This is a genomic window from Pseudomonas sp. RHF3.3-3 (assembly GCF_048069595.1).
Classification (GTDB): Bacteria; Pseudomonadota; Gammaproteobacteria; order Pseudomonadales; family Pseudomonadaceae; genus Aquipseudomonas; species Aquipseudomonas fuscovaginae_B.
In genome coordinates this window covers 103,649-128,524 of sequence record NZ_CP182250.1, presented here as the reverse complement: position 1 = coordinate 128,524, position 24,876 = coordinate 103,649, and the positions used below count along the sequence as shown (strand labels likewise).

Annotated in this window: 22 protein-coding genes; 11 read left to right on the top strand and 11 right to left on the bottom strand. The window is 62.6% G+C overall.

What is annotated here, in order from left to right; translation table 11 throughout:
* Positions 1 to 9 precede the first annotated feature (9 nt).
* The 7 genes from ACMGT0_RS00580 to aspA all read right to left on the bottom strand — a co-directional run bounded on the left by ACMGT0_RS00580 (position 10) and on the right by aspA (position 8,452).
* Positions 10 to 1,110: a polyamine ABC transporter substrate-binding protein gene (locus ACMGT0_RS00580; protein WP_054057938.1), complete on the bottom strand. Its 1,101-nt coding sequence runs from the start codon at positions 1,108 to 1,110 to the stop codon at positions 10 to 12.
* 12 nt (positions 1,111 to 1,122) lie between these two features.
* Positions 1,123 to 2,154 carry a histone deacetylase family protein gene (locus tag ACMGT0_RS00575; protein ID WP_416771072.1) on the bottom strand — a complete coding sequence of 344 codons (1,032 nt, stop codon included), beginning with the start codon at positions 2,152 to 2,154 and terminating at the stop codon, positions 1,123 to 1,125.
* A gap of 159 nt (positions 2,155 to 2,313) precedes the next feature.
* Entirely contained in the window at positions 2,314 to 3,306 is a 993-nt protein-coding gene (locus ACMGT0_RS00570; RefSeq protein WP_054057937.1) for an AraC family transcriptional regulator, read from the bottom strand.
* Positions 3,307 to 3,615: 309 nt separating this feature from the next.
* Complete coding sequence (locus tag ACMGT0_RS00565; RefSeq protein WP_416771070.1) at positions 3,616 to 4,017, bottom strand: DUF6124 family protein; 402 nt, start codon at positions 4,015 to 4,017, stop codon at positions 3,616 to 3,618.
* 284 nt (positions 4,018 to 4,301) lie between these two features.
* Positions 4,302 to 4,679 (bottom strand): hypothetical protein, encoded by a 378-nt coding sequence (locus tag ACMGT0_RS00560; RefSeq protein ID WP_416771068.1) that lies wholly within the window; start codon positions 4,677 to 4,679, stop codon positions 4,302 to 4,304.
* Positions 4,680 to 5,162: 483 nt separating this feature from the next.
* The gene (locus ACMGT0_RS00555; protein ID WP_416771066.1) at positions 5,163 to 6,596 is read right to left on the bottom strand and encodes an alanine/glycine:cation symporter family protein; all 1,434 of its coding nucleotides are present in this window, start codon (positions 6,594 to 6,596) and stop codon (positions 5,163 to 5,165) included.
* A gap of 431 nt (positions 6,597 to 7,027) precedes the next feature.
* Complete coding sequence (gene aspA / locus ACMGT0_RS00550; RefSeq protein ID WP_054058582.1) at positions 7,028 to 8,452, bottom strand: aspartate ammonia-lyase; 1,425 nt, start codon at positions 8,450 to 8,452, stop codon at positions 7,028 to 7,030.
* 180 nt (positions 8,453 to 8,632) lie between these two features.
* On the opposite strand from aspA, the gene ACMGT0_RS00545 reads away from it, so the two are divergent.
* From ACMGT0_RS00545 to ACMGT0_RS00525, 5 genes are all read left to right on the top strand, one after another.
* Positions 8,633 to 9,550, top strand: coding sequence for a LysR substrate-binding domain-containing protein (locus ACMGT0_RS00545; RefSeq protein WP_054058583.1), 918 nt, complete (start codon positions 8,633 to 8,635; stop codon positions 9,548 to 9,550).
* A 381-nt stretch (positions 9,551 to 9,931) separates the two neighbouring features.
* Positions 9,932 to 10,423: a 5-(carboxyamino)imidazole ribonucleotide mutase gene (gene purE / locus ACMGT0_RS00540; protein WP_054058584.1), complete on the top strand. Its 492-nt coding sequence runs from the start codon at positions 9,932 to 9,934 to the stop codon at positions 10,421 to 10,423.
* An 11-nt stretch (positions 10,424 to 10,434) separates the two neighbouring features.
* Positions 10,435 to 11,517, top strand: a complete 1,083-nt coding sequence (locus tag ACMGT0_RS00535) for a 5-(carboxyamino)imidazole ribonucleotide synthase (protein WP_054063465.1) — start codon at positions 10,435 to 10,437, stop codon at positions 11,515 to 11,517.
* A gap of 106 nt (positions 11,518 to 11,623) precedes the next feature.
* The gene (locus ACMGT0_RS00530) at positions 11,624 to 11,869 is read left to right on the top strand and encodes a GlsB/YeaQ/YmgE family stress response membrane protein (RefSeq protein ID WP_054058586.1); all 246 of its coding nucleotides are present in this window, start codon (positions 11,624 to 11,626) and stop codon (positions 11,867 to 11,869) included.
* An 80-nt stretch (positions 11,870 to 11,949) separates the two neighbouring features.
* A complete protein-coding gene (locus tag ACMGT0_RS00525) occupies positions 11,950 to 12,486 on the top strand; it encodes a DUF3299 domain-containing protein (RefSeq protein ID WP_416771063.1) in 537 nt (178 codons plus the stop codon).
* Between the two features lie 62 nt (positions 12,487 to 12,548).
* On the opposite strand, the gene ACMGT0_RS00520 is transcribed toward ACMGT0_RS00525, so the two are convergent.
* Together ACMGT0_RS00520 and ACMGT0_RS00515 are read right to left on the bottom strand one after the other, a co-directional pair.
* On the bottom strand, positions 12,549 to 13,451 hold the full coding sequence (locus ACMGT0_RS00520; RefSeq protein ID WP_416771061.1) for a D-hexose-6-phosphate mutarotase: 903 nt from the start codon (positions 13,449 to 13,451) through the stop codon (positions 12,549 to 12,551).
* A gap of 54 nt (positions 13,452 to 13,505) precedes the next feature.
* Positions 13,506 to 13,907, bottom strand: a complete 402-nt coding sequence (locus tag ACMGT0_RS00515; protein ID WP_010447769.1) for an acyl-CoA thioesterase — start codon at positions 13,905 to 13,907, stop codon at positions 13,506 to 13,508.
* Between the two features lie 531 nt (positions 13,908 to 14,438).
* Between ACMGT0_RS00515 and ACMGT0_RS00510 the strand changes: the two genes are divergently transcribed.
* Positions 14,439 to 15,728: an MFS transporter gene (locus ACMGT0_RS00510; protein ID WP_054058589.1), complete on the top strand. Its 1,290-nt coding sequence runs from the start codon at positions 14,439 to 14,441 to the stop codon at positions 15,726 to 15,728.
* Here the strand turns inward: ACMGT0_RS00510 and ACMGT0_RS00505 are convergent.
* A complete protein-coding gene (locus ACMGT0_RS00505) occupies positions 15,704 to 16,240 on the bottom strand; it encodes a type II toxin-antitoxin system VapC family toxin (protein ID WP_416771059.1) in 537 nt (178 codons plus the stop codon). The genes ACMGT0_RS00510 and ACMGT0_RS00505 overlap by 25 nt on opposite strands.
* Positions 16,237 to 17,295: a helix-turn-helix domain-containing protein gene (locus ACMGT0_RS00500; protein ID WP_054063467.1), complete on the bottom strand. Its 1,059-nt coding sequence runs from the start codon at positions 17,293 to 17,295 to the stop codon at positions 16,237 to 16,239. The genes ACMGT0_RS00505 and ACMGT0_RS00500 overlap by 4 nt, the downstream gene beginning before the upstream one ends.
* 320 nt (positions 17,296 to 17,615) lie before the next feature.
* Between ACMGT0_RS00500 and ACMGT0_RS00495 the strand changes: the two genes are divergently transcribed.
* The 5 genes from ACMGT0_RS00495 (at position 17,616) to phoU (ending at position 24,724) form a co-directional block, all read left to right on the top strand.
* On the top strand, positions 17,616 to 18,608 hold the full coding sequence (locus ACMGT0_RS00495; protein WP_054058592.1) for a phosphate ABC transporter substrate-binding protein PstS: 993 nt from the start codon (positions 17,616 to 17,618) through the stop codon (positions 18,606 to 18,608).
* 529 nt (positions 18,609 to 19,137) lie between these two features.
* The gene (locus tag ACMGT0_RS00490) at positions 19,138 to 21,171 is read left to right on the top strand and encodes an ABC transporter permease subunit (RefSeq protein WP_192842713.1); all 2,034 of its coding nucleotides are present in this window, start codon (positions 19,138 to 19,140) and stop codon (positions 21,169 to 21,171) included.
* Between the two features lie 15 nt (positions 21,172 to 21,186).
* On the top strand, positions 21,187 to 22,857 hold the full coding sequence (pstA, locus tag ACMGT0_RS00485) for a phosphate ABC transporter permease PstA (protein WP_416771057.1): 1,671 nt from the start codon (positions 21,187 to 21,189) through the stop codon (positions 22,855 to 22,857).
* 153 nt (positions 22,858 to 23,010) lie between these two features.
* A complete protein-coding gene (gene pstB / locus ACMGT0_RS00480) occupies positions 23,011 to 23,844 on the top strand; it encodes a phosphate ABC transporter ATP-binding protein PstB (protein WP_017901744.1) in 834 nt (277 codons plus the stop codon).
* 118 nt (positions 23,845 to 23,962) lie between these two features.
* The gene (gene phoU / locus ACMGT0_RS00475; protein WP_273819792.1) at positions 23,963 to 24,724 is read left to right on the top strand and encodes a phosphate signaling complex protein PhoU; all 762 of its coding nucleotides are present in this window, start codon (positions 23,963 to 23,965) and stop codon (positions 24,722 to 24,724) included.
* Positions 24,725 to 24,876 lie beyond the last annotated feature (152 nt).

Sequence of the window (24,876 nt, the reverse complement as noted above, 5' to 3'; positions counted from 1 at the left end):
GGCTGCGCCTCAAGTCCCCGACTTGATCCGCGTCCAGGCCCGGGTGCGGGCCCGTTCGGCCTTCTGGTCCAGCGGCTGCAGGGTGTAGAGGGTCTTCATCGCCGCCTCGGTGGGGTACAGGTTGGCGTTGTGGCGGATCGTCGGATCAACCATTTCGGTCGCATCCTTGTTCGGGTTCGGATAGCCGACGAAGTCGCTGATCGGGGCGATCACCTGCGGTTGCAGCAGGTAGTTGATGAAGGTGTAGGCGTCCTCCGGGTCCTTGGCGCCCTTGGGGATCGCCAGCATGTCGAACCAGATCGGCGCGCCTTCCTTGGGCAGGCGCATGTCCACCACCACGCCGTTCTTGGCGTCCTTGGCGCGGTTGGCGGCCTGGGAGAAGCTGCCGGAGTAGCCGACGGCGACGCAGATGTCGCCGTTGGCGATATCGGCCATGTATTTGGACGAGTGGAAATAAGTGATGTAGGGGCGAATCTTCAGCATCAACGCCTCGGCCTTTTCGTAGTCCTTGGGGTTCTTGCTGTTGGGGTTCAGGCCCAGGTGCTGCAGGGCCAGCGGCAGGATCTCCGACGGCGAGTCGAGCAGGGCGACGCCGCACTGCTTGAGCTTGCTGATGTTCTCTTCCTTGAAGATCAGGTCCCAGCTGTCCACCGGCGCGTTGTCGCCCAGGGCCGCCTTGACCTTGGCCGGGTTGAAGCCGATCAGGATGGTGCCGTACATGTAGGGCACGGCGAACTGGTTGCCCGGGTCGTTGGCCTCCAGCAGCTTCATCAGCTTGGGATCGAGGTGGTTCCAGTTCGGCAACTTGCTGCGGTCCAGCGGCTGGAACACTCCGGCCTCGATCTGCTTGGCGAGGAACACGTTGGACGGCACCACCACGTCATAGCCGGAATTGCCGGTGAGCAGCTTGGCTTCCAGCGCCTCGTTGGTGTCGAAGATGTCGTAGACCAGCTTGACCTGGCTGTTCTGCGCCTTGAAGTCGTCCAGGGCCTTGGGCGTGATGTAGTCGAACCAGTTGTATACCCGCAGGGTACGGTCTTCGGCGTGCGCCGCGCCGCTGAGCACGGCGGCGCACAGGGCCGGGGCGATGAGACGCTTGAGTCTGTTCATTCTTCTAGTTCCTCATTGGGCGTTCTGGAAACCTTCGAGTACGTTCACGGCATTGATGCCGATTTCTTCCACCGCATAACCGCCTTCCATCACGAACAGCGTCGGCTTGCCCAGGCGGGCGATGCGTTCGCCCATGCGCAGGTAGTCGGGGCTGTCGAGCTTGAATTGGGAAATCGGATCGTCCTTGAAAGTGTCCACGCCGAGAGAAACCACCAGCACGTCGGCGTCGTAGCGCTCGATCTCGCCGCAGGCCTGCTCCAGCGCCGTGCTCCAGCGCTCCCAGCCGCTGCCGGCGGCCAGCGGGTAGTTGAAGTTGAAACCCTCGCCGGCGCCTTCGCCCAGTTCGTCGGCATAGCCGAGGAAGAACGGGAACTCGGCTTGCGGGTCACCGTGGATCGAGGTGAAGAGCACGTCGCTGCGCTCGTAGAAAATCGACTGGGTGCCGTTGCCGTGGTGGTAGTCGACGTCGAGGATCGCCACCTTGGCGCGGCCCTGGTCGAGGAACGCCTGGGCGGCGATGGCCGCGTTGTTCAGGTAGCAGTAGCCGCCCATCAGGTCGCTGGCGGCGTGGTGCCCCGGGGGCCGGCAGAGGGCGAAGGCGCTGTGGGCGCCGCGCTGGATCTCGGCCTGGGCGGTGAGGGCGACCTGCGCTGCGCTGTAGGCGGCCTGCCAGGTACCGGCGGTGATTGGTGCGCCACCGTCGAAGCTGTAATAGCCGAGCTGGCCATGCAGGCTCTTGGGCAGGACCTGACGCAGGGTGCGCGCCGGCCAGGTGAACGGCAGCAGGTCGCCGTCCTGGCCCAGTTCGGCCCAGCGGTCCCAGGCGCCCTTGAAGAAGTCCAGGTAGGCGGCGTCGTGGATGCGGCGGATCGGTTCGAGGCCGAAGTCCTCGGGCTCACGCACCGGCCCCAGGGCCTGGTGGCGGACACGGGCGAGCACGTGGTCGGCGCGCGAAGGCATCTCGAAGCAGGGCATCAGTTGCCCGTCGATCAGCTCGCAGCGGCCGTGGTGCAGGTGGTGATCATCTGAGTAGACCGTCAGCATTTATTGTTCTCCGTTGGCGTGGACGTGGGCTCATTCTTGATGCCCGGCGCGGATCGGAGAACGGCAGGAGCGGCCAAAAGGGGATCGATATGGCCAAAACCTCTGTCCTGATTTCGCCCCTGAATGAGGCAGCGCCGCACCGTTGGGTGGCACGCTCGGTCAGGGCCGGAACTGGCTCGGGCTGACGCCACTCCAGCGCACGAAGGCATGGCGGAAGCTGGCGGTTTCGCTGAAGCCCAGTTCGTCGGCGATCCGGTGGATCGGCAACTGGTCGTCGGCCAACAGTTGCTTGGCCCGCTCGAAGCGTAGTTCGTCGAGCAGTTCCTGGTAGCTGCAGCCGAGGTCGCGCAGGTGCCGGCGCAGGGTTCGCGCCGAGCAGTTCATCTGTTCGGCCAAGCCTTCCAGGCCGGGCGCGGTGTGCAACTGGGCGGCGAGCAACTGGCGGATGCGTCCGAGCCAGGCCTGGCGCCCGGTGAACTCCAGATTCTGCTTGCGGCAGCGTTCGGCCATGGCCTGGTGGGTGATCGGGTCGGCCAGCGGCAGCGGCTGGTCCAGCCAGGTGCGGTCGAAGGCGAAGGCGTTGCGGGTGGCGCAGAATTGCAGCGGGCAGTCGAAGCTGGTGGTGTAGTCTGCCTGGTAGTCCGGCGCGTCGTGTTCGAAGCGTGCGGCGAGCAGGGGCAGGGGACGGCCGAGCAGGTCGTCGCAGATGACTTTCAGCGAGACCAGGCAGAACTCGACGTTGAAGGTCGCCAGTTGCGGGCTTTCACGGTAGTCCGCGGCGGTGAACCAGATGCGCTCGCCGTCTTCCTCCAGGCTCAGTTCGAAGAGTGTTCCCAATAGCGCCGGATAACGCAGGGCCAGGCGCAAGGCGTCACCGAAGGTGGCACTGGTGAGCAGGGCGTAACCGAGCATGCCGTAGGACGAGACGTGCATGCGCCGCCCCAGTTCCAGGCCGATTTCCCGACGCAGGGCTACGGCGTTGGCGCACACCTGCATCTCCTGGTTGGTGGTGATGCGGGTGTCGGCGCGGCTCAGGTCCGCGGCGCTGATGCCGCTGCCGGCCAGCAGCGTGTCGTCGGGCAGGCCCTGTTCGCGGAAGGTCTTGAGCACCAGGGAAACGGCGTTGAGGGTGGTCAGGTGGGAGTGGAGCATGCTCGATTCCGGCCTTGGGAGGTGCTTGAGTCGAGCAAGTTGCGTGCCGCAGAAGTCTTTCCTGAGGTCGACACGCTCTTGCAGGATGCAGAGTTTCTTGCGAAGTTTCTAGCAATCAGAGCGTTCCACACCATGTAGTTGTTCCAGTTCCTCCAGTGTTATGGCGTTACTTCGGCCTGACTGAATATCCGAGAGGCGTTGCTGGGCCACAGAGGCATCCTTGAAATTGTCCATGTGTTCAAGAATGGCCCTTCGGAAATGGATAGCTGCATTGATTGACAGGGCCAGGCGTCTCCCAATCATCTTTGCTCACCCTCGTTCTCCTACCGGTTGTGATCCGTCCAGCAACGCATCCACCAGGGCCCGGGCCATTTCCACCGAATGCACCATCGACCAGATCAGCCCGCGTTCGATGCCGCTGCCCTGTTCGGTGATTTCATCGGAGACCTCTTCGGCGCAGCGCAGCAGCAGGGAGACGTGGTTGAGGATGGTTTCGGCGTCGATACCGGCCTTGACGTCGAACAGCGAGCGATGGCGGCCGTCGCGCAGGTCGCCGGGGCGGGCGGCGGTTTCCTTCAGGGCTTGCAGCAGAGGCGGTTCGTGGGGTTGGTCGTTGAGCACTTGCAGCAGGTCGGCGTTGGCCTGTTGCAGGATCGCCGTGATGCGGCGGCGGGTGGCTTGGCTGGGCGGATCGGGGACCGGCTTGTGCATGGTGTCACTCCTATTGCGGCATGGGAGCTGGCACCTGTCGCTGCTAAACGAGTGGGTGGCAGCTGTACGCGGGTTAGCAGACCGGCCAATAGGAAACCGGCGCACCCGAAGGTGCCCCACGCACAGCCGCCATGAGACTGGGGGCGTGAAAAAAACGCCGGCCATGAGCCATGGGGGCGCTGTGCGCCTATTGAGCGTGGGCTGCTAAACCCGATCACCGCGAAAGAGCGGTGACGCAACGACGATAGTCACGCGGCTGGACAGGCGCAATACGTTGGAATTTTCTAGGAAATATCCCTCAAGTAAAAGGGATTTGTCTTGAAACGCAATGTTTCATGCATCGCGATTTGTCGTCGGTTGAGAGGGGGAGAGAGGCTGTCGATCCTGCCGCTCGGCTTGTTGGCCAGGAAGTGCTCGAAGTAGTCGATGCGCTCGGCGTCGGTCAAGCGTGGTTTGTTCGATACGGTGGGCAGCAGCACGGCATCGTAGAGATACTTTTGCGCGACCTTTTTCGCATCACCAGTCTGCAACGCCGCGTTCCATTCATCGAACAGGACTTCGATCTGGGCCGCTGTCACCGGTGTACACATCAGGGGCTTGTCGGCCAAGGCCGGTACGGAAAAAAGGCTGCACAGCGCGGCCAGTACGACTTGTTTTTTCATGGTTTTCCCAAGGCTGCTCCGGCAACTGTTCGAATAAGAAAGAGCCAATACTTCCGTGACCGGCACACTTCATCCGTTCGGGGCAGAATGCCCGTCCCGATTGGCTCGTGAGGTAATGGGCCGATGCGACGCATAAGGCTGTCGGCGCCTGTTTGCAGGCGTGACAAGGCGTCGGTGTCTGGCCCGAAGCTGTTACTTGAACGTAACAAGTTGCTCTTTTGTGCGATTGGCCTGGCGTGTTTCTTATTGTTGGAAGACAGTGCGTTCACACAACCGGCGAGAACTTTCCTGTCTATGCACGGCAACTTGAGGCAAGCCTACCCCGGGCGTTATGGCGGGGTGTAGTGCTCGGACGGTCTATAGGAATTGCCCTACAGATATATCGGGAGGATGTTGCTGGAGTCTGTAGGAAGGGGCTGTAACCCCAGTGAGTGCTGGCTCACTGGGGCGCATCGGACGGCAGGGCGCCGCCCGCAGGTTGCATCAGCGTTGTGTCACCGGTACGCCTTGGGCGGCGCTTTCAACCTGTGGGTTGGCCGGCCAGGCGGCACGGTCCAGGTCCAGGTCGTTGAACTTGCTGGCGTCGAACACCGGCTGCTTGATGCCGGCACGACGCTGTTCGTCGTAGTCGCGCATCACCCGCAGGCCGACCTTGAACAGCAGCGCCAGGGCGACCAGGTTGACGAACGCCAGGCAGGTCATGGTGATGTCGGCGAAGGCGAACACGGTCGACAGGTCCTGCATCGAACCCCAGACCACCAGCGCCAGCACCAGGCCGCGGAAGGCCATCAGCACGGCACGGTTGCGGCTGAGGAACTGCAGGCTGTTCTCGCCCAGGTAATAGTTGTAGAGGATGCAGGTGAAGACGAACAGCGACAGCGCAACGCTGACGAAGATCCGGCCCCAGTCACCGACCACGGCGGCCAGGGAGTTCTGGGTCAGGACGATACCGTCCCCTTCGAAGCCCGGGGTGTAGAAGCCCGACAGCAGGATCAGCAGCGCGGTGCAGGTGCAGATCACGAAGGTGTCGAGGAACACGCTGAACGCCTGGACCACGCCCTGGGCGCCCGGGTGTTTCACGGCCGCCACGGCGGCCACGTTCGGGGCACTGCCCAGGCCGGCTTCGTTGGCGAACACGCCACGCTTCACGCCCATGACGATGGCGCTGCCGAGCAGGCCGGCGAAGGCCGGGTCGAGGCCGAAGGCGCTCTTGAAGATGGTTTCCAGCATGGCTGGCACGTGTTCGATCTGGGTGCCGATCACGTACAGGGTCACGCCGATGTAGGCCAGGGTCTTGATCGGTACCAGCAGGTCCGACACGGCGGCGATACGCTTGATGCCACCGATGAAGGTGATGGCCAGCAGCACGGCCAGGACGATGCCGGTGTGCTTCGGATCGAAGGCGAAGGCGTTCTGCAGCGAGTGGGTCACGGTGTAGGACTGCAGGCCGATGAAGGCAAAGCCGTAGGTGACCAGCAGCAGGATCGAGAACACGATGGCCATGCTTTTCAGCTTGAGGCCGTGCTGGATGTAGTAGGCCGGACCGCCACGGTACAGGCCATCGCCATCGGCGCGCTTGTAGACCTGGGCCAGGGTACATTCGAAGAAGCTGCTGGACATGCCGACCAGTGCGGTGACCCACATCCAGAACACGGCGCCCGGACCACCGAGGGTCACGGCGATACCGACACCGGCGATGTTACCGGCGCCGACGCGGCCGGCCAGGCTCAGCATCAGGGCCTGGAACGAGCTCAGTTGGCCTGCCTGGCCGCGCAGGGATTCCTTGAAAACCCCGAACATGTGGCCGAAGTGGCGGAACTGGACGAACCGTGAACGGAGTGTGAAGTAGCTGCCGAGCCCGACGATGAGCACGATCAGTACTTTCCCTGAGAGGAAGTCGTTGATGACTTCAAGCATGGATGGATCCTCGCTTTTTTTGCAAAGGCGGCTCGATCGGCCGGTCGCGTCAACACCCGGTGTTGCGGGCAGTGTGGGCTGGCGACAGGTCTTCCCGAGCTTGCGCGGGTTGTTTTTAGTGTTGTTTCGCGTGTTTCAGTGCCGCTGTGCCGCGGATCGCTTACGCGAAGAGGGGCGGCACTATACCGATCAGGACTGCCAGCGTCTGCACAGCCTGTCATTTTTCATGAATAACCCTGTAAGCGTTGTCCCTGACACCTCGCCAGTCGGATGACGAGTACCGCTGTCTGGTAGACGATCGGCAGGGCGTTTTCACTATGAAAAATCCAGTCAAAAAAAAGGGCTTGAAGGATGGACCTTCAAGCCCTCAAAAGGTGAGAGGTGTCTAGTCCCTCGACCTGGTGAGCGTGTTGCGATCAGGTGGCTGAAGGTCAGGCCTTCAGGGGCACCAGACGTGGAGCGATCATGTTCTCCGGGCGCAGGATGTCGGCGAGCATCGCTTCGTCGAGCAGGCCTTCCTCGCGCACCAGTTCCAGTACGCCGCGGCCGCTTTCGAGGGCGACACGGGCGATACGGGTGGCGTTTTCATAGCCGATGTACGGGTTCAGCGCGGTGACCAGGCCGATGGAGTGTTCCACCAGCTCGCGGCAGCGGGTCTCGTTGGCGGTGATGCCGACGATGCAGTGTTCGCGCAGCATGTCCATGGCGCGTTGCAGCAGGCGGATCGAGTCGAAGATCTTGAAGGCGATCAGCGGTTCCATCACGTTCAGTTGCAGTTGGCCGCCTTCGGCCGCGATGGTCAGGGCCAGGTCGTTGCCGATGATCTGGAACGCCACCTGGTTGACCGCTTCCGGGATCACCGGGTTGACCTTGCCGGGCATGATCGAGCTGCCTGGCTGACGCGCTGGCAGGTTGATTTCGTTGATGCCGGTGCGTGGGCCGCTGGACAGCAGACGCAGGTCGTTACAGATTTTCGACAGCTTGACTGCGGTACGCTTGAGCATGCCGGAGAACAGTACGAAGGCGCCCATGTCGGAGGTGGCTTCGATCAGGTCGGCAGCCGGTACCAGCGGCTGGCCGCTGATGGTCGCCAGGCGCTCTACCGCCAGGTTCTGGTAGCGTGGGTCGGCGTTGATGCCGGTGCCGATCGCGGTACCGCCCAGGTTGACTTCGGTGAGTACTTCCGGTGCCAGGGTCTTCAGGCGTGCCAGGTCTTCGCCGAGGGTGGTGGCGAAGGCGTGGAATTCCTGGCCGAGGGTCATCGGTACGGCGTCCTGCAGCTGGGTGCGGCCCATTTTCAGGACGTGGGCGAATTCTTCACCCTTGGCGCCGAAGGCCTGGATGAGGCTCTCCAGGCTGGCGAGCAGGGCGTCGTGGCCCAACAGCAGACCCAGGCGGATGGCCGTCGGGTAGGCGTCGTTGGTCGACTGCGCCATGTTCACGTCATTGTTCGGGTGCAGGTACTGGTATTCGCCCTTGCTGTGGCCCATGGCCTCCAGCGCGATGTTGGCGATGACTTCGTTGGCATTCATGTTGGTCGAGGTGCCAGCGCCGCCTTGAATCATGTCCACCACGAACTGCTCGTGGAAGTCGCCGCGGATCAGGCGGGCACAGGCCTCGCTGATGGCAGCGTGCTTGGCTTCGCTCAGGTGGCCCAGTTCGCGGTTGGCGTCGGCGGCGGCCTGCTTGACCATGGCCAGGGCCACGACGAATTTCGGGTAGTGCGAGATCGGAACGCCCGAGAGGCGGAAGTTGTTCACCGCTCGCAGGGTCTGGATGCCGTAGTACGCGTCGCCGGGTACTTCAAGTACGCCAAGGAGGTCTTTTTCTGTGCGGAAGGATGCAGCGGAGGACATGATAGAAATCATCTCGATATGAACCCGGTCGATGCCGGAACGTCGCCAATGCTAGGCCTGTGCGGTTTTTTGGGCCAATGCTGTTGCACACTGCCCCATGCATAAACGGCATAATGCAGGTGTGACGCGGCGTGCGTGACGATCGTGTGAACCAAAATGGTGCGCGTGACGGAGAAGTTGATGAATCTCGAAAGCAAATGGTTGGAAGATTTCAGTGCCCTGGCGGCCACCCGCAGCTTTTCCCAGGCTGCCGAGCGCCGCTTCGTCACGCAGCCGGCCTTCAGCCGGCGGATCCGCAGTCTGGAGGCGGCGCTGGGGTTGACCCTGGTGAACCGCTCGCGCACCCCCATCGAGCTGACGGCGGCGGGGCAGTTGTTCCTGGTGACGGCGCGTACGGTGGTCGAGCAGTTGGGCGAGGTGGTGCGCCACCTGCATCACCTGGAAAGCGGTCAGGGCGAGGTGATGCAGGTGGCCGCCGCGCACTCCCTGGCGCTGGGGTTCTTCCCGCGCTGGGTCGCGCAGTTGCGCAACGAGGGCCTGAACATCGCCACGCGGCTGGTGGCGACCAACGTCGGGGACGCGGTGCATGCGTTGCGCGAGGGCGGTTGCGATCTGATGCTGGCCTTCTATGACCCGGATGCGGCGTTGCAGATGGATGCGGAGATCTTCCCGTCGCTGCACCTGGGGCAGACCGAGATGTTGCCGGTGTGCGCGGTGGGGCCGGATGGCAAGCCGCTGTTCGACCTGGAGGGCGAGGGTAGCGTGCCATTGCTGGCCTATAGCGCCGGGGCCTTTCTCGGGCGCTCGGTGAACCTGTTGCTGCGCCAGCGCAACCTGCGGTTTACCACGGTGTACGAGACGGCCATGGCCGACAGCCTCAAGGGCATGGCGCTGGAGGGCCTGGGAATCGCCTGGGTGCCGCAACTGAGCGTGCGGGCCGAGTTGGCGCGGGGAGAACTGGTGGTGTGCGGCGGCCCGCAATGGCATGTGCCGCTGGAGATCCGCCTGTATCGCTGTGCACTGGTGCGCAAGGCCAACGTGCGGCTGCTGTGGCGCAAGCTGGAGAGCGGTACGGCGCAGGCAGTGGTGACGAACTGAAACAAACCGTCTGGGTGCAGGCTGGGCCCCTGTAGGAGCCGGCGGTCCGGCGTCCCGGTTTATCCGCGAAGAACGATGACGCGTAGTCCGGAAAAACCGCGCCGCTCCATTCGCGGAAAAATCCTGCTCCCACAGCGTTCGGCTTCCACAAGGGCGGCGTTCGAGCTGGGTTCGGATTGACCTGAAAGTCAGGTAAACCGGCCTTCAGCGGCTAAAATCGACCCAGCGACAAAGGTGCGTCAAACGCGCTTTTTTCGGTATACTGCGCGGCCTTCGGTCGGTTTGCCCGGCCATTATTCGCATGACAAGCCACGCCGGTCCTCCCGCGTGGCTTGTTGTTTTTTGACGCGCCCGCGGGCGCCCAAGAGAAGAGGCACGACGATGAGCGCACTGGTTGGCGTGATCATGGGCTCCAAGTCCGATTGGTCCACCCTTAGCCACACCGCCGATATGCTGGAAAAGCTCGGTATTCCCTACGAGGTGAAAGTGGTATCGGCCCACCGCACCCCGGACCTGCTGTTCCAGTATGCCGAAGAGGCCGAGGGCCGCGGTATCGAGGTGATCATCGCCGGCGCGGGTGGCGCGGCCCACCTGCCTGGCATGTGTGCGGCCAAGACCCACCTGCCGGTCCTGGGCGTGCCGGTGCAGTCGTCGATGCTCTCGGGTGTGGACTCGCTGCTGTCGATCGTGCAGATGCCGGCCGGCATTCCGGTCGCCACCCTGGCCATCGGCAAGGCTGGCGCGATCAACGCCGCACTGCTGTCGGCGAGCATCCTGGGCGCCAAGCACCCGCAGTTCCACGCCGTGCTGAAAAAATTCCGTACTGAGCAGACAGACAGCGTTCTGGACAATCCAGACCCACGCATCGCCTGAGGTTTTTGACGATGAAGATCGGTGTAATCGGTGGCGGCCAACTGGGCCGCATGTTGGCCCTGGCAGGCACTCCGCTGGGGATGAACTTCGCTTTCCTCGACCCGGCGCCGGATGCCTGCGCGGCCGCCCTGGGCGAACATCTGCGAGCCGATTACGGCGATCAGGACCACCTGCGCCAATTGGCCGAGGAAGTCGACCTGGTGACCTTCGAGTTCGAAAGCGTGCCGGCGGAAACCGTGGCCTTCCTGTCGCAGTTCGTCCCGGTCTACCCGAGCGCCGAAGCCCTGCGCGTCGCCCGTGACCGCTGGTTCGAGAAGAGCATGTTCAAGGACCTGGGGATTCCGACCCCGGCCTTCGCCGACATCCAGTCCCAGGCCGACCTCGACGCGGCAGTGGCCAGCATCGGCCTGCCGGCCGTGCTCAAGACCCGCACCCTGGGCTACGACGGCAAGGGCCAGAAGGTCCTGCGCAGCGCGGCCGACGTGGTCGGCACCTTCGCCGAACTGGGCAGCGTGCCCTGCCTGCTGGAAGGTTTCGTACCGTTCACCGGCGAAGTCTCGCTGATCGCCGTGCGTGCCCGCGATGGCGAAACCCGTTTCTACCCGCTGGTGCACAACACCCACGAGAACGGCATTCTCAAGCTCTCGGTGGCGAGTACCGACCACCCGTTGCAGGCCCTGGCCGAAGACTACTCCAGCCGGGTGCTCAAGCAACTGGACTACGTCGGCGTGATGGCGTTCGAGTTCTTCGAGGTCGACGGAGGCCTGAAGGCCAACGAGATCGCCCCGCGCGTGCACAACTCCGGGCACTGGACCACCGACGGCGCCGAGTGCAGCCAGTTCGAGAACCACCTGCGGGCGATCGCCGGCCTGCCATTGGGCTCGACCGCCAAGGTCGGCGAGAGCGCCATGCTCAACTTCATCGGCAGCGTGCCGCCGGTGGAGCGCGTGGTGGCGATCGCCGATTGCCATCTGCACCACTACGGCAAGGCATTCAAGGCCGGGCGCAAGGTCGGTCACGCCAACCTGCGCTGTGCCGACCGGGCTACGCTGCAGCAGCAGATCCTGCGGGTCGAAGCGCTGATCGCCGAGTAAAAGTTATCCAGGCGGGCGGGAACCATCGGTCCCCGCCGTCCTCTGATGGCAAGATGCTGGGGCCCAACTAGGCTTCAGTTGGGGGCAATCATTCAGAGGAAACGTCATGGGTATCATCGGAACCATTTTCATCGGCTTGATCGTTGGCCTCGTGGCGCGTTTTCTCAAGCCGGGCGATGACAGCATGGGTTGGATCATGACCATTCTGCTGGGTATCGGCGGTTCGATCGCCGCGACCTACGGTGGTCAGGCACTGGGCATCTACCACGCCGGGCAGGGTGCCGGTTTCATTGGCGCGGTGGTCGGCGCCATCGTCCTGCTGGTGATCTACGGGCTGATCAAAAAGAACTGAGCGACCTGCGCAACCCCCTCTGTGCAACCCGCGCAGAGGGGCTAGAATGCGCGACTTGATTCCCTCCTGCCGAGTTCCTCATGCGTCGTTTCCTGTTGACACTTCTCCTGCTGGGCAGCGGCCTGGCCCATGCGGCCGAGCTGCCGGAAACCGACTGGCTGGAACTGATGCCAAAATCGGATCAGAAAGCCCTTGAGCAAATGCCGGAAATCAGCCACAACTCCCCGGAAGCCAACGGTACCTTTACCGCCAAGGGTGGGCTGAAGCAGGCCAAGGGCTTGCCGGCGGTGATGTATTCGACCAAGACCGTAGCCGCCATGAACGGCAAGGACATCCGCATCGGTGGTTATCCGGTGCCGCTGGAAACCGACGCCAAGGGCCGCAGCACGCTGTTCTTCCTGGTTCCCTATCCGGGCGCCTGCATCCACGTGCCGCCGCCACCGCCGAACCAGTTGGTGCTGGTGCGTTATCCCAAGGGCCTGAAGCTGGACGATATCTACACGCCGTTGTGGGTGACCGGCACCCTGAAGGTCGAGAAGGTCAGCAATGACCTGGCCGATGCGGCCTATGCGCTGGATGCGGCGAAGGTGCGGGTGGTGAAGGAGTCGGATTTGTAGGGTGTTGGTCGGTCAGGTCGCTGTTCGCGGCGGCGGACCGCCGCGAGCCAGGCGCCCCGGTCCTAACCCAGGCGGCGGCTGCCGATGGTCACGCCCAGCGCATGACTGGCGCCCGGCGCCAGCGTCACCACGTCATTCATCACGTTCGCCGTCTCGATGCACAGCATCTTCTGCCAGCCATCGTCAGCCAGGTCGGCCAGTTGGCTGGCCCGGTCGATCCACGGGTTCCAGATCACCGTCGAACGCGAGTTCTCGGCCGTCAACTCGATACGCCGCTCCCAGGTCGGGTCGACGATGCTCAATTGCGCCGGGGTATCCAGGTAGATGCGGTCGGTTTCGCCGGTGAAATGCAGCTCACCCTGCTGCCGGACCTGTTTCCAGTCATCCGTCGTGTCGATGTAGGTCAGGCCATCGAGGCCGTCGACGTGCACGTTGCGCACATCGCTGACCGCGAAGTAGGTGTGCAGCGCCTGGCTCAGGGTGACCGGATGATCGTCGAGGTTCTCGCTGGTGAGGCTGATGTGCAGCTTCTCGCCCAGATGCACCGCCAGTTTCAGCCCGACCTTGTGCGGCCAGCCCGCAAAGCCGCCTTCGGGCAGCGGCAGGGTGAATTCGGCCAGTACGCCGTCGTTATCGGCCTGGATGCCCTGCAGGTTCCATTCCCGGGTCCGGACGAAACCGTGGGCGGTCGGCGCCTCGCTGGCCTGGCGCATCGCCTGGACGCTGTCGGGGTTGCGCTGGAACACGCCGAACCAGGGCCAGCATACCGGCACGCCGGCGCGGATACTCTTGTCGTGCTTGAACTGGGCCTGGTCGTTGAGCCAGATCACCGGCGGTTCGCCGGCCAGCTGATAACTGAGGATGTGTGCTCCCTGCTGGGCGACCAGCAGCTCGGCCTGGCCGTGGCTGATCTTCCAGCAGTTGAGTTCATCCAGCTTGACCGTTTCAACGTGTGGCGTGTTCATGGGGTTCTCGCTCGGCAACAGGGACTGCAATGGACCGCAAAAAACGCCGCGGGTTTAGGTGCGCCGTGGCACGGAGCGGGTGCGGCCGCTGCCGTCGATGGCGACGAAGACGAACACCGCTTCGGTGACCTTGCGCCATTCGCTGGACAGCGGGTCGTCGCTCCACACTTCGACCATCATCCGGATCGAGCTGCGGCCGATTTCCAGGGCCTGGGTATAAAAGGACAGCTGGGCCCCGACCGCCACCGGCACGAGGAACGCCATGCGGTCGATGGCCACCGTGGCCACCCGGCCACCGGCGATCTTGCTGGACATGGCGGTGCCGGCCAGGTCCATCTGGTTGACCAGCCAGCCGCCGTAGATATCGCCGAAACCGTTGGTTTCGCGGGGCAAGGCGGTGATTTGCAGGGCGAGATCGCCTTGCGGGATGGGGTCTTCTTGTTCGAGTTCGATCATATCCAGGGCCTCTGACCCATGACGCTACGTGGGTATTGCAGGTGAATGGACGTCTTCAGGAAAAACGATTCAGCCCGAACATGCTACGTTCGTCACGTTTCTCTAAGGCGTACTCAAGGGAAACTCTGCAAAACCGGCTGGAGGGAGCTTCCAGCGACGTTTTTGCACAGCACCCTTGCAGGGTGGCAGCCACCAGTATATCGAGCGACCCGCTTGACTTCGACCGTCAGAAAGCCCTTTCGATCGCTCTATATCGGGACATTACTTACTTTCTGAAACATTTTATTATCTTTTCCCGGCCATCCGCGCTTGTGCATGGGCAGGGTGAACGGGTGGGGCCGCAGGAGATTTTCCTGCCCGCCTGCTGCCTCAAGTGCCATCGGCCTGGCGAGCGTCAGGCTGCCGACGATATGTTTTACCGGTTTATCGTTTTACTACAACCGTGCTTGTGCGATCTTTGCCGGATCGACACCGGTGACGTTGCGGCCGGGCCACCTACAGACCTATCAGTAAATATAAGAGAAGCCTTGCATGAGTACTGTGTCTCCCAGCCTTGCGCCGCCCGCGCGCCCGCTGACCCGTAATGACTACAAGACGCTGTCGCTGTCGGCCCTGGGAGGCGCGCTGGAGTTCTACGACTTCATCATCTTCGTGTTTTTCGCGGCGGTGGTCGGCAAGCTGTTCTTCCCGGCCGAGATGCCGGAATGGCTGCGCCTGATGCAGACCTTCGGGATCTTCGCCGCCGGTTACCTGGCGCGGCCGCTGGGCGGTATCGTCATGGCGCACTTCGGCGACCTGCTGGGCCGCAAGAAGATGTTCACCCTGAGCATCTTCATGATGGCCGTGCCGACCCTGATCATGGGCCTGCTGCCGACCTACGCGCAGATCGGCATCTGGGCGCCGATCCTGCTGCTGCTGATGCGGGTGATCCAGGGTGCCGCCATCGGTGGCGAGGTTCCGGGCGCCTGGGTGTTCGTCGCCGAGCACGTGCCGGAGCGGCAGATCGGCTTCGCCTGCGGCACCCTGACTTCGGGCCTGACCGCCGGCATCCTGCTGGGCTCGCTGGTCGCGACCCTGATCAACAGCCTCTACAGCCCGCTGGAAGTGAGCGATTACGCCTGGCGTATCCCGTTCCTGCTGGGCGGCGTGTTCGGCCTGTTCTCGGTGTACCTGCGCCGCTGGCTGCACGAGACCCCGGTGTTCGCCGAGCTGCAGCAGCGCAAGGCATTGTCCGACGGCATTCCCCTCGGCGCGGTGCTGCGTGACCACCGTGGCGCGATCATCATCTCGATGCTGCTGACCTGGCTGCTCTCGGCTGGCGTGGTGGTGGTGATCCTGATGACCCCGACCGTACTGCAGACCGTCTTTCACTTCACTCCGACGGTGTCGCTGCAGGCCAACAGCCTGGCGATCGTGTGCCTGACCCTGGGCTGCATCGCTTCCGGCGCCCTGGCCGACCGCTTCGGTGCGGGGCGGGTGTTCGTCATCGGCAGCCTGGCGCTGATGGCCACTTTCTGGACCTTCTACAGCACCGTGGCGGCCCATCCCGAGTGGCTGTTCCCGCTGTACGCCCTGAGCGGTCTGTTCGTCGGCACCATCGGTGCGGTGCCTTACGTGATGGTCAAGGCGTTCCCGGCGGTGGTGCGTTTCAGCGGCCTGTCGTTCTCCTACAACCTGGCGTACGCGATCTTCGGCGGCCTGACGCCGATGGTGGTGACCCTGCTGCTCAAGGACAGCCCGATGGGGCCTGCGTATTATGTTGCAATCATTTGCAGCGTCGGCGTGCTGGTGGGCGGCTACCTCTGGTCCAAGTCCCGCTGACCCCGAGGGGTGAGGACGGGTCGACCTCCTCGCCACGCACTGATTCGGCTATGGCACTCGCGCTCGGGCAGTCGTGCCCCGCGAGCTGTCATGGTTTCCAGTGAGTTGGCTGCTTGTGCAGGAGGGATGATGGCATGTTCCACCATCAGATCCAGAAGCCAGAGCGCGCCGTGCACCTTTAATCCGTCACGTAGCGCCTGGCGTCTGAGCCGGCCATCCCCGGTAAGGAGTGGGCGTCCTGTTTCCTGTGCCAGCAAGTAACATGAAACGTCGGCCAGAGAGCTGTTGTGGTGCTCGATCTTGAGCGTGAAAAGCCGCTTTACCCCGTCACCGTCGAAGGACTCCACCTTAAGCCCTTGAGACAGCAGTGCCTCACAGGGAAAATCCCTCAGTTCTTCCAGCACGAAATCGGTGCAGCACAAGGAGAACGGCAGCCTGAACAGTTGCTCCAGCAGTCCGGCATTTCTGAAGTCGATCCAGATATTCGTATCGCTGATGTAGATCAGGTTCATGCACTCTCCAGTGCCCCCAGGAAATCTGGATCCAGGGCCGTTACCGGTTTGCGCAGAAACTCGGCGGCTCGGGACTGGGTGATCAATCCTTCCGCATACCCCCGGAATACCAGGGACTCAAAGCGATGTGGCGCCTTGCAGAGAAGGGGTTCTGGCTCCGACTTGCGCCAGCCATTGGTGCTGAATCGAATGGTGAGGGATTTGTAGCCACTTTCGCTGAGCAGATTCAGATCCTTGAGCCGGCGCAGGACTGCTTGCATCGAGAGTCCATATTGACGCTTGGCGATCAGCAACTCACGGGGGTGCACTTTCGACCTGGGATGATGGCCGAAATCGCCAGTCACGCATTTGGCTGGGTAAAGGAAGGCCCCGGCGAAACGATGACAGCAGTTTTCCCGGTCCCGTTCGGACATTTCTTCGGGCAGCCGCATGGTCCAGTGCCCGAGTTCATGAGCGGCGGTGAACCTGATGCGCTCACCGGGGCGTTCTGCGTTCAGAGCAATCAGCACATGGTGCCCATCGCGAGTGGCGGCACAGGCTCCGTCGAAATCATTCGGTCCCTCAAGCATTACCACCTTGATGCCGTGTTCCTCCAGTTGCTCACTCAGGTGGAAAATCGGGTCGCTACCAATGCCCCATAGCTCGCGCAGTTTTTCTGCGGCCCGTTCGGCGTCGTCCGCGCCGCTCACTTCAATTATCTGGGCGGGAGTAGTGGTGGTGAGAATATCCAGTGGGTCGAAACACATTTCCAGGGAAATGTAGCGCTCAAGGTATTCGCGCATCCGTTCTTCAACCTGGAGCTGGCGATACCTGGGCATCTTCGCCAGCTTGCGAAACTCCAGGGGCGCCAGCACGACCGCTTCTGCGCGGAAGAAATATTCGGGACTCACATCCAGGGCTCTGGCGAGTTGCAGCAGCCGCGCAGAGCCTGGGATCACCGCTCCTTTTTCATACTTACTGAGGGCTTGTTTCGTGATATCGCCCATCTGAAGAGCCAAAGCCTCAAGGGTGATGCCTTTCAGTTGGCGGGCCCGGCGGATTCGGTCGTTGATCATGAAACCCCCTTTCAGTTGACAAAATTGTATTTTATCTGTGTTTTGTCAACTGGGTGAAAAGTTTCAAATGTAGCGTGCTATCAGGAGCGTGCCTGGGCCGGGCGGCAAAGTTGAGAGAGTGTTTCTAAATGATGCGGCCGATGATATGGAGATCAGGGTAGGTGAGGCAGACCGTGGCTTTGCGCTTGTGCAGGAGGGTGTCGATCGCTTCGCTCCATGCTGGCCTTTCATCTAATTGTCACATACCAGTCATAGAGTGTTCATGCGGCCTGCCGATACTTGGCCCCGACTTAACATAACCTCTCTGCTAGGAGTAAGGCATGAAACTGAAACGTTTGATGGCGGCAATGACCTTTGTCGCTGCTGGCGTCGCGACTGCCCACGCGGTGGCCGCTGGTGTAGATCCGTCCATTCCCGCCTATACCAAAGTCCAAGGCGTGTCGGGCAACCTGTCCAGCGTCGGTTCCGATACCCTGGCAAACCTCATGACCCTGTGGGCTGAGGGCTACAAGAAAGAATATCCGAACGTGAACATTCAGATTCAGGCCGCCGGTTCCGCTACCGCACCGCCCGCACTGACTGAAGGTACCTCGAACCTCGGCCCCATGAGCCGCAAGATGAAGGACACCGAACTGGCGGCCTTCGAGCAGAAGTACGGCTACAAGCCGACCGCCATCCCGGTCGCTGTCGATGCCCTGGCGGTATTCGTGCACAAGGACAACCCAATCCAGCACCTGACCATGGAACAGGTTGACGCGATCTTCTCCTCGACCCGTCTGTGCGGCGCCAAGGCCGACGTCAAGACCTGGGGCGACCTGGGCGTGACCGGCGACCTGGCCAACAAGCCGGTCCAACTGTTCGGCCGCAACTCGGTATCCGGCACCTACGGCTACTTCAAGGAAGAAGCCCTGTGCAAGGGCGACTACAAGCCTAACGTGAACGAGCAGCCGGGTTCGGCTTCCGTGGTGCAGTCCATCAGCTCCTCGCTGAACGGCATCGGCTACTCGGGTATCGGCTACAAGACCGCCAGCGTGAAGACCGTGGCCCTGGCCAAGAAAGGCAGCACCGACTTCATCGAAGACAGCGAAGAAAACGCCCTGAACGGCAAATACCCGCTGTCGCGCTTCCTGTACGTCTACGTCAACAAGGCTCCGAACAAGCCTCTGGCCCCGCTGGAAGCCGAGTTCGTGAAGCTGGTTCTGTCCAAGCAGGGCCAGGAAGTCGTAGTCAAGGACGGTTACATCCCGCTGCCAGCCAAGGTTGCCGCCAAGGCGCTGGCTGACCTGGGCCTGAGCGAAGGCGCCAAGAAGTAAGCACCGGGCCGGCGTCTGGTGGCCTGTGTGGCTGATCGCACACCCAACTCCAAGTCCCTGAACCTGGATTTGAGTATCCGAATCAACCGTACAGGCCACTGGCCCCGGTATGTGGGAGCGGGCTTGCCCGCGAAAGCGATCCTGGAAGGACGCTTCGCAGGCAACCGGCAACCCGCGCACTAAATTTCCGAATCCGCTGCCAGCCATGCTGGGCGGCGGCTTCCGTGCGTCACTGCACTGTCATCTTTCTGTCATACAGGATCGCTAGGGTGTGCGCATGAACGATCTGGCCAATTCCACCATGACTACGACTTCTCCCCCCAAGCGCATTGACTTCAATACGCCTGAACTCAAGCGCAAGCGCCAAATTCGTGCGCTCAAGGACCGCCTGACCCGCTGGTATGTATTCGTTGGCGGCCTGGCCGTCCTGGCGGCGATCACGTTGATCTTCTTCTTCCTCGGCTATGTGGTCATGCCGCTGTTCCAGGGTGCCTCGCTGACGGCGGAAAAAGCCATCAGTCCGGCCTGGATGCGCGATGCCGGCAACCCGCTGATGATCTCCCTGGAAGAACAGAACCAGGTCGGCATGCGGGTTTCCGACCAGGGGCAGGTGCTGTTCTTCGCTGTCGAAGGCGCTGCCGAGCTGTCGCGGGTGAACCTGCCGATTCCGGCCGGTACCAAAGTCACCGCCATCAGCAAGGACCAGCCGGGCGTCCCGCTGGTTATCGTCGGCCTGTCCAACGGCCAGGCGCTGGTGTTCCGCCACAGCTACAAGGTGACCTACCCGGATGGCAAGAAGACCATCACCCCGACGATCGAATACCCGTACGGGGAGACGCCGATCACCCTGGATGAGCAAGGGCATGCCCTCGAGCACGTGAACCTCAACGCCAGCGACTCGACGCTGATCGCCGTGGGTTCCAATGGTGCGCAACTGCACGTGCTGGCGCTGACCAAGGAAGAAAACATGATGACCGGCGAGGTCACCAGCGAGCAGAAGAGCATCGATCTGCCGCAGATGACCGAGCCGGTGAAGGCGATCTACATCGATCCACGCCAGCAGTGGTTGTATGTGATCAACGGGCGTGCCCAGGCCGACGTGTTCAGCCTGCGCGACAAGAGCCTGAATGGCCGCTACAAGCTGCTTGAGGACGCCAACGCCGAAGTGACCGCCAGTGCACAGCTGGTCGGTGGCATCTCGCTGATCATCGGTGACTCCAAGGGCGGCCTCGGCCAGTGGTTCATGGCCCGTGACACCGATGGCGAACTGCGCCTGAAGCCGATCCGCAGCTTCCAGATGGGCAACGCGCCGATCGTCGAGATCAGCGCCGAAGAGCGTCGCAAGGGCTTCGTCGTCCTGGATGCCGCCGGCAAGCTCGGCGTGTTCCACAGTACTGCGCACCGTACCCTGCTGGTCGAGCAGGTGGTCGACGGTCCGGGCCTGTTCGGCCTGTCGCCGCGGGCCAACCGGGTGATCGTCGAACAGGGTGGCAAGATCCAGCCGCTGCTGCTCGACAACCCGCATCCGGAAGTGTCCTGGAGCGCGCTGTGGAGCAAGGTCTGGTACGAGAACTACGACGCACCCAAGTACGTCTGGCAATCGACCGCCGCCAACACCGACTTCGAGCCCAAGCTGAGCCTGTCGCCGCTGACCTTCGGTACCCTGAAGGCCGCGTTCTACGCCATGCTGCTGGCGGCGCCGCTGGCCGTCGCCGCAGCGATCTACACCGCCTACTTCATGGCCCCGGGCATGCGCCGCAAGGTCAAGCCGGTGATCGAGCTGATGGAGGCGCTGCCAACGGTGATTCTCGGCTTCTTCGCCGGCCTGTTCCTGGCGCCGTATGTCGAAGGCCACCTGCCGGGGATCTTCAGCCTGCTGCTGTTGTTGCCGATCGGCATCCTGGTGGCCGGCTTCGCCTGGAGCCGCCTGCCCGAATCGCTGCGCCTGCGGGTGCCGGACGGCTGGGAAAGCGCGATCCTGATCCCGGTGATCCTGTTCGTCGGCTGGCTCTCGCTGTTCATGAGCCCGCACCTGGAGTCGTGGTTCTTCGGCGGCGACATGCGCCTGTGGATCTCCCACGACCTGGGCATCACCTACGACCAGCGCAACGCCCTGGTGGTCGGCCTGGCCATGGGCTTCGCGGTGATTCCGAACATCTACTCGATCGCCGAAGACGCCGTGTTCAGCGTGCCGCGCAGCCTGACCCTGGGCTCCCTGGCCCTGGGCGCCACGCCCTGGCAGACCATGACGCGGGTGGTGATCCTCACCGCCAGCCCGGGCATCTTCTCGGCGCTGATGATCGGCCTGGGCCGCGCCGTCGGCGAGACCATGATCGTGCTGATGGCCACCGGCAACACCCCGGTCATGGAGATGAACCTGTTCGAGGGCCTGCGCACCCTGGCGGCGAACGTCGCGGTGGAGATGCCGGAGTCGGAGGTGGGTGGTAGCCATTACCGCGTGCTGTTCCTCTCGGCACTGGTGCTGCTGCTGTTCACGTTCATCATGAACACCCTCGCGGAACTGATTCGTCAGCGTCTGCGCAAGAAATACTCGTCGCTTTAATAAAGGTAGAAGTCTGTGAAACAGAACTCCCTGAATGGCTGGTTCAAGAGCGGCGCCCCTGGCGTCTGGATCAGCGGTGGTGCGGTGTCCATCGCGGTCATCATGACCATCGGCTTGCTGGCGGTGATCGCGGTGCGTGGGCTGGGGCATTTCTGGCCGGCGGATGTGATCCACGCCGAGTACAGCATTCCCGGCCAGGCCCCGCAGGTCGTGGTCGGCGAGGTGGTGCAGAAGGAAGAAGTGCCGCGGGCGCGCCTGAAGACGGCGGGCCTGCCGGTGCCGGACAACGGCCCCGAGTTCATGACCCGCGAGCTGGTCAAGGTCGGTAACCGCGACCTGAACGGCAACGATTTCACCTGGGTCGTCGGTGAGTGGCTGACCAACCTGAGTACGCCGGTCGAGTTGATGGCCATCGAGCGTCGCGAGTGGGGCAACTTCTACGGCACCCTGGTCAACGTCAAGGAAAACGGCAAGGTCGTCGCCGAAGGCGAGGCCGCCTGGCCTGAGCTGCAGGCGCGGATCGACCGTGTGAACGGTCTGGCCAGGCAGCTCAAGACCCTGGAAAAGAGCGACATCGGCGCGATCAACGCAGGCCTGGAGCGTATTCGCCTGCATGGCCGCAAGCTGGAACTCGAAGGCAAGCTGGACGCTGCCGCCCAGGCCGACATGGAAGCCGAAAAGGCCGAGCTGCATGCCCGCTACCAGGCGATCGAAGCGCGCCTGAGCGAGCTGCACACCGAGTTCAATCGCGACAGCCTCACGGCCCGCGATGGCAACGGCAAGGAACTGGAAATCGGCATCAGCAAGGTGGTCCACGCCTACCAGCCGAACGCCATGGGCACCTTCACCAAGCTGGGTTTCTACTTCAGCAAGGTCTGGGAGTTCCTCAGCGACGACCCGCGGGAAGCCAACACCGAGGGCGGGATTTTCCCGGCGATCTTCGGCACCGTGATGATGACCCTGATCATGGCGATGATCGTCACTCCGTTCGGCGTGCTGGCGGCGGTCTACCTGCGTGAGTATGCCAAGCAGAACACCCTGACCCGGGTGATCCGCATCGCGGTGAACAACCTGGCCGGCGTCCCGGCGATCGTCTACGGCGTGTTCGGCCTGGGCTTCTTCGTCTATGTGCTGGGCGGCTCGCTCGACCGGCTGTTCTTCCCCGAGGCCCTGCCGGCGCCGACCTTCGGCACCCCGGGCCTGCTCTGGGCCTCGCTGACCCTGGCGCTGCTGGCGGTGCCGGTGGTGATCGTGGCCACCGAGGAAGGCCTGGCGCGTATTCCGCGCACCGTCCGCGAAGGTTCGCTGGCACTGGGGGCGACCAAGGCCGAGACGCTGTGGAAGATCGTCCTGCCGATGGCCAGCCCGGCGATGATGACCGGCATGATCCTCGCCGTGGCCCGTGCCGCCGGTGAAGTGGCGCCGCTGATGCTGGTGGGCGTGGTGAAGCTGGCGCCGTCGCTGCCGGTGGATGGCAACTACCCGTACCTGCACCTGGACCAGAAGATCATGCACCTGGGCTTCCACATCTACGACGTCGGCTTCCAGAGCCCCAACGTCGAGGCGGCGCGCCCGCTGGTGTACGCCACCGCGTTGCTGCTGGTGCTGGTGATCGCCACGCTGAACCTCTCGGCCGTGTGGATCCGTAACCACCTGCGCGAGAAGTACAAGGCGCTGGATAGCTGATGACGCATTACCTGTAGGAGCAAGGCTTGCCCGCGAAGCTTTTGGCGGCCTCCGAGGCCCTTCGCAGGCAAGCCTTGCTCCTGCAAGGTCCCTTATTGCACACGCCGCCCAGCGGCGTACCGAAACGAATTTGTTAGCGCAGGGAGTTTACCCATGCAGCATGAAACCCAACCCCACGGCATCAACATGTCCGCCCTGGGTCGCAGCAAGCAGAGCCTGGACCTGGCCAGCGAGACCGTGGCCATCGAAGTGCCGAAACTGAGCCTGTTCTACGGCGAGAAGCAGGCACTGTTCGACGTCAGCATGAACATCCCCAAGCAACGCGTGACCGCCTTCATCGGCCCGTCCGGTTGCGGCAAGTCGACCCTGCTGCGCACCTTCAACCGGATGAACGATCTGGTCGACGGCTGCCGCGTACAGGGCGAGATCAACCTTTACGGCAACAACATCTACCGCAAGGGCGAGGACGTGGCCGAGCTGCGTCGCAAGGTCGGCATGGTGTTCCAGAAGCCGAACCCGTTCCCCAAGACCATCTACGAGAACGTCGTCTACGGCCTGCGCATCCAGGGCATCAACAAGAAGCGCGTGCTCGACGAGGCCGTGGAATGGGCCCTCAAGGGCGCGGCCCTGTGGGATGAAGTGAAGGACCGCCTGCACGACTCCGCACTCGGCCTCTCCGGCGGCCAGCAGCAGCGTCTGGTGATCGCCCGTACCATCGCCGTGGAACCGGAAGTGCTGTTGCTCGACGAGCCGTGCTCGGCACTCGACCCGATCTCGACCCTCAAGGTCGAGGAACTGATCTATGAACTGAAATCCAAGTTCACCATCGTGATCGTGACCCACAACATGCAGCAGGCGGCCCGGGTTTCCGACTACACCGCGTTCATGTACATGGGCAAGTTGGTGGAATTCGGCGATACCGATACCCTGTTCACCAATCCCGCGAAGAAGCAGACCGAGGACTACATCACCGGTCGTTATGGCTAGGAGCGGCTGTGTGCCGCAGGCCGGAGGCGGCAAGGCAGATGCTGTGCGAACCCCGGATCACCCTATCACTGCTTGAAACGCGCGGCTTGAAGCCTGCAAGTTTCGCGGAGCTAAACCAATGATTGATAAAGAAGGTCTTACCCATCACATCTCCGCGCAGTTCAACGCGGAGCTGGAAGAAGTTCGCAGCCACCTGCTGGCCATGGGCGGGCTGGTGGAGAAGCAGGTCAACGACGCGGTGACCGCACTGATCGAGGCCGATTCCGGCCTGGCCCAGCAGGTGCGCGAGATCGATGAACAGATCAACCAGATGGAGCGCAACATCGACGAGGAGTGCCTGCGCATCCTCGCCCGTCGCCAGCCGGCGGCCTCCGACCTGCGGTTGATCATCAGCATCTCCAAGTCGGTGATCGATCTCGAGCGTATCGGCGATGAAGCCACCAAGATCGCCCGTCGTGCCATCCAGCTGTGCGAAGAAGGCGAAGCGCCGCGCGGTTATGTCGAAGTTCGTCACATCGGCGACCAGGTGCGCAACATGGTCCGCGACGCACTGGATGCCTTCGCCCGTTTCGACGCGGAGCTGGCGCTGTCCGTGGCGCAGTACGACAAGATCATCGATCGCGAGTACAAGACCGCCTTGCGCGAGCTGGCCACCTACATGATGGAAGATCCACGCTCTATCTCGCGGGTGTTGAGCATCATCTGGGTGTTGCGTTCGCTGGAGCGGATCGGTGACCACGCACGCAATATCTCCGAGCTGGTAATCTACCTGGTACGTGGAACCGACGTACGGCACATGGGCCTCAAGCGCATGCGTCAGGAAGTTGAGGGAGTGGCCCCCGAAACTGCTAATGTTCCGGACAAAGCTGACGATAACTAAGATTGCCCGAGAGAAACGCCCGGCCAATGGTCGGGCGTTTTTGTTTGTGGCGTACGAATTTTATGCGCCTTGCGAGCGATAAAATCCCGGCGTGACTGATCAGTTTTGCAAATGGCCATTAGCCAGTATGCTGGCCGGGATTTTTAGAGGAA

Coding starts and splice junctions, on each gene's coding strand:
- ACMGT0_RS00580 (WP_054057938.1), bottom strand. CDS start 1,110: ATGAACAGACTCAAGCGTCTCATCGCCCCGGCCCTGTGCGCCGCCGTG.
- ACMGT0_RS00575 (WP_416771072.1), bottom strand. CDS start 2,154: ATGCTGACGGTCTACTCAGATGATCACCACCTGCACCACGGCCGCTGC.
- ACMGT0_RS00570 (WP_054057937.1), bottom strand. CDS start 3,306: ATGCTCCACTCCCACCTGACCACCCTCAACGCCGTTTCCCTGGTGCTC.
- ACMGT0_RS00565 (WP_416771070.1), bottom strand. CDS start 4,017: ATGCACAAGCCGGTCCCCGATCCGCCCAGCCAAGCCACCCGCCGCCGC.
- ACMGT0_RS00560 (WP_416771068.1), bottom strand. CDS start 4,679: ATGAAAAAACAAGTCGTACTGGCCGCGCTGTGCAGCCTTTTTTCCGTA.
- ACMGT0_RS00555 (WP_416771066.1), bottom strand. CDS start 6,596: ATGCTTGAAGTCATCAACGACTTCCTCTCAGGGAAAGTACTGATCGTG.
- aspA (WP_054058582.1), bottom strand. CDS start 8,452: ATGTCCTCCGCTGCATCCTTCCGCACAGAAAAAGACCTCCTTGGCGTA.
- ACMGT0_RS00545 (WP_054058583.1), top strand. CDS start 8,633: ATGAATCTCGAAAGCAAATGGTTGGAAGATTTCAGTGCCCTGGCGGCC.
- purE (WP_054058584.1), top strand. CDS start 9,932: ATGAGCGCACTGGTTGGCGTGATCATGGGCTCCAAGTCCGATTGGTCC.
- ACMGT0_RS00535 (WP_054063465.1), top strand. CDS start 10,435: ATGAAGATCGGTGTAATCGGTGGCGGCCAACTGGGCCGCATGTTGGCC.
- ACMGT0_RS00530 (WP_054058586.1), top strand. CDS start 11,624: ATGGGTATCATCGGAACCATTTTCATCGGCTTGATCGTTGGCCTCGTG.
- ACMGT0_RS00525 (WP_416771063.1), top strand. CDS start 11,950: ATGCGTCGTTTCCTGTTGACACTTCTCCTGCTGGGCAGCGGCCTGGCC.
- ACMGT0_RS00520 (WP_416771061.1), bottom strand. CDS start 13,451: ATGAACACGCCACACGTTGAAACGGTCAAGCTGGATGAACTCAACTGC.
- ACMGT0_RS00515 (WP_010447769.1), bottom strand. CDS start 13,907: ATGATCGAACTCGAACAAGAAGACCCCATCCCGCAAGGCGATCTCGCC.
- ACMGT0_RS00510 (WP_054058589.1), top strand. CDS start 14,439: ATGAGTACTGTGTCTCCCAGCCTTGCGCCGCCCGCGCGCCCGCTGACC.
- ACMGT0_RS00505 (WP_416771059.1), bottom strand. CDS start 16,240: ATGAACCTGATCTACATCAGCGATACGAATATCTGGATCGACTTCAGA.
- ACMGT0_RS00500 (WP_054063467.1), bottom strand. CDS start 17,295: ATGATCAACGACCGAATCCGCCGGGCCCGCCAACTGAAAGGCATCACC.
- ACMGT0_RS00495 (WP_054058592.1), top strand. CDS start 17,616: ATGAAACTGAAACGTTTGATGGCGGCAATGACCTTTGTCGCTGCTGGC.
- ACMGT0_RS00490 (WP_192842713.1), top strand. CDS start 19,138: ATGCGCGATGCCGGCAACCCGCTGATGATCTCCCTGGAAGAACAGAAC.
- pstB (WP_017901744.1), top strand. CDS start 23,011: ATGCAGCATGAAACCCAACCCCACGGCATCAACATGTCCGCCCTGGGT.
- phoU (WP_273819792.1), top strand. CDS start 23,963: ATGATTGATAAAGAAGGTCTTACCCATCACATCTCCGCGCAGTTCAAC.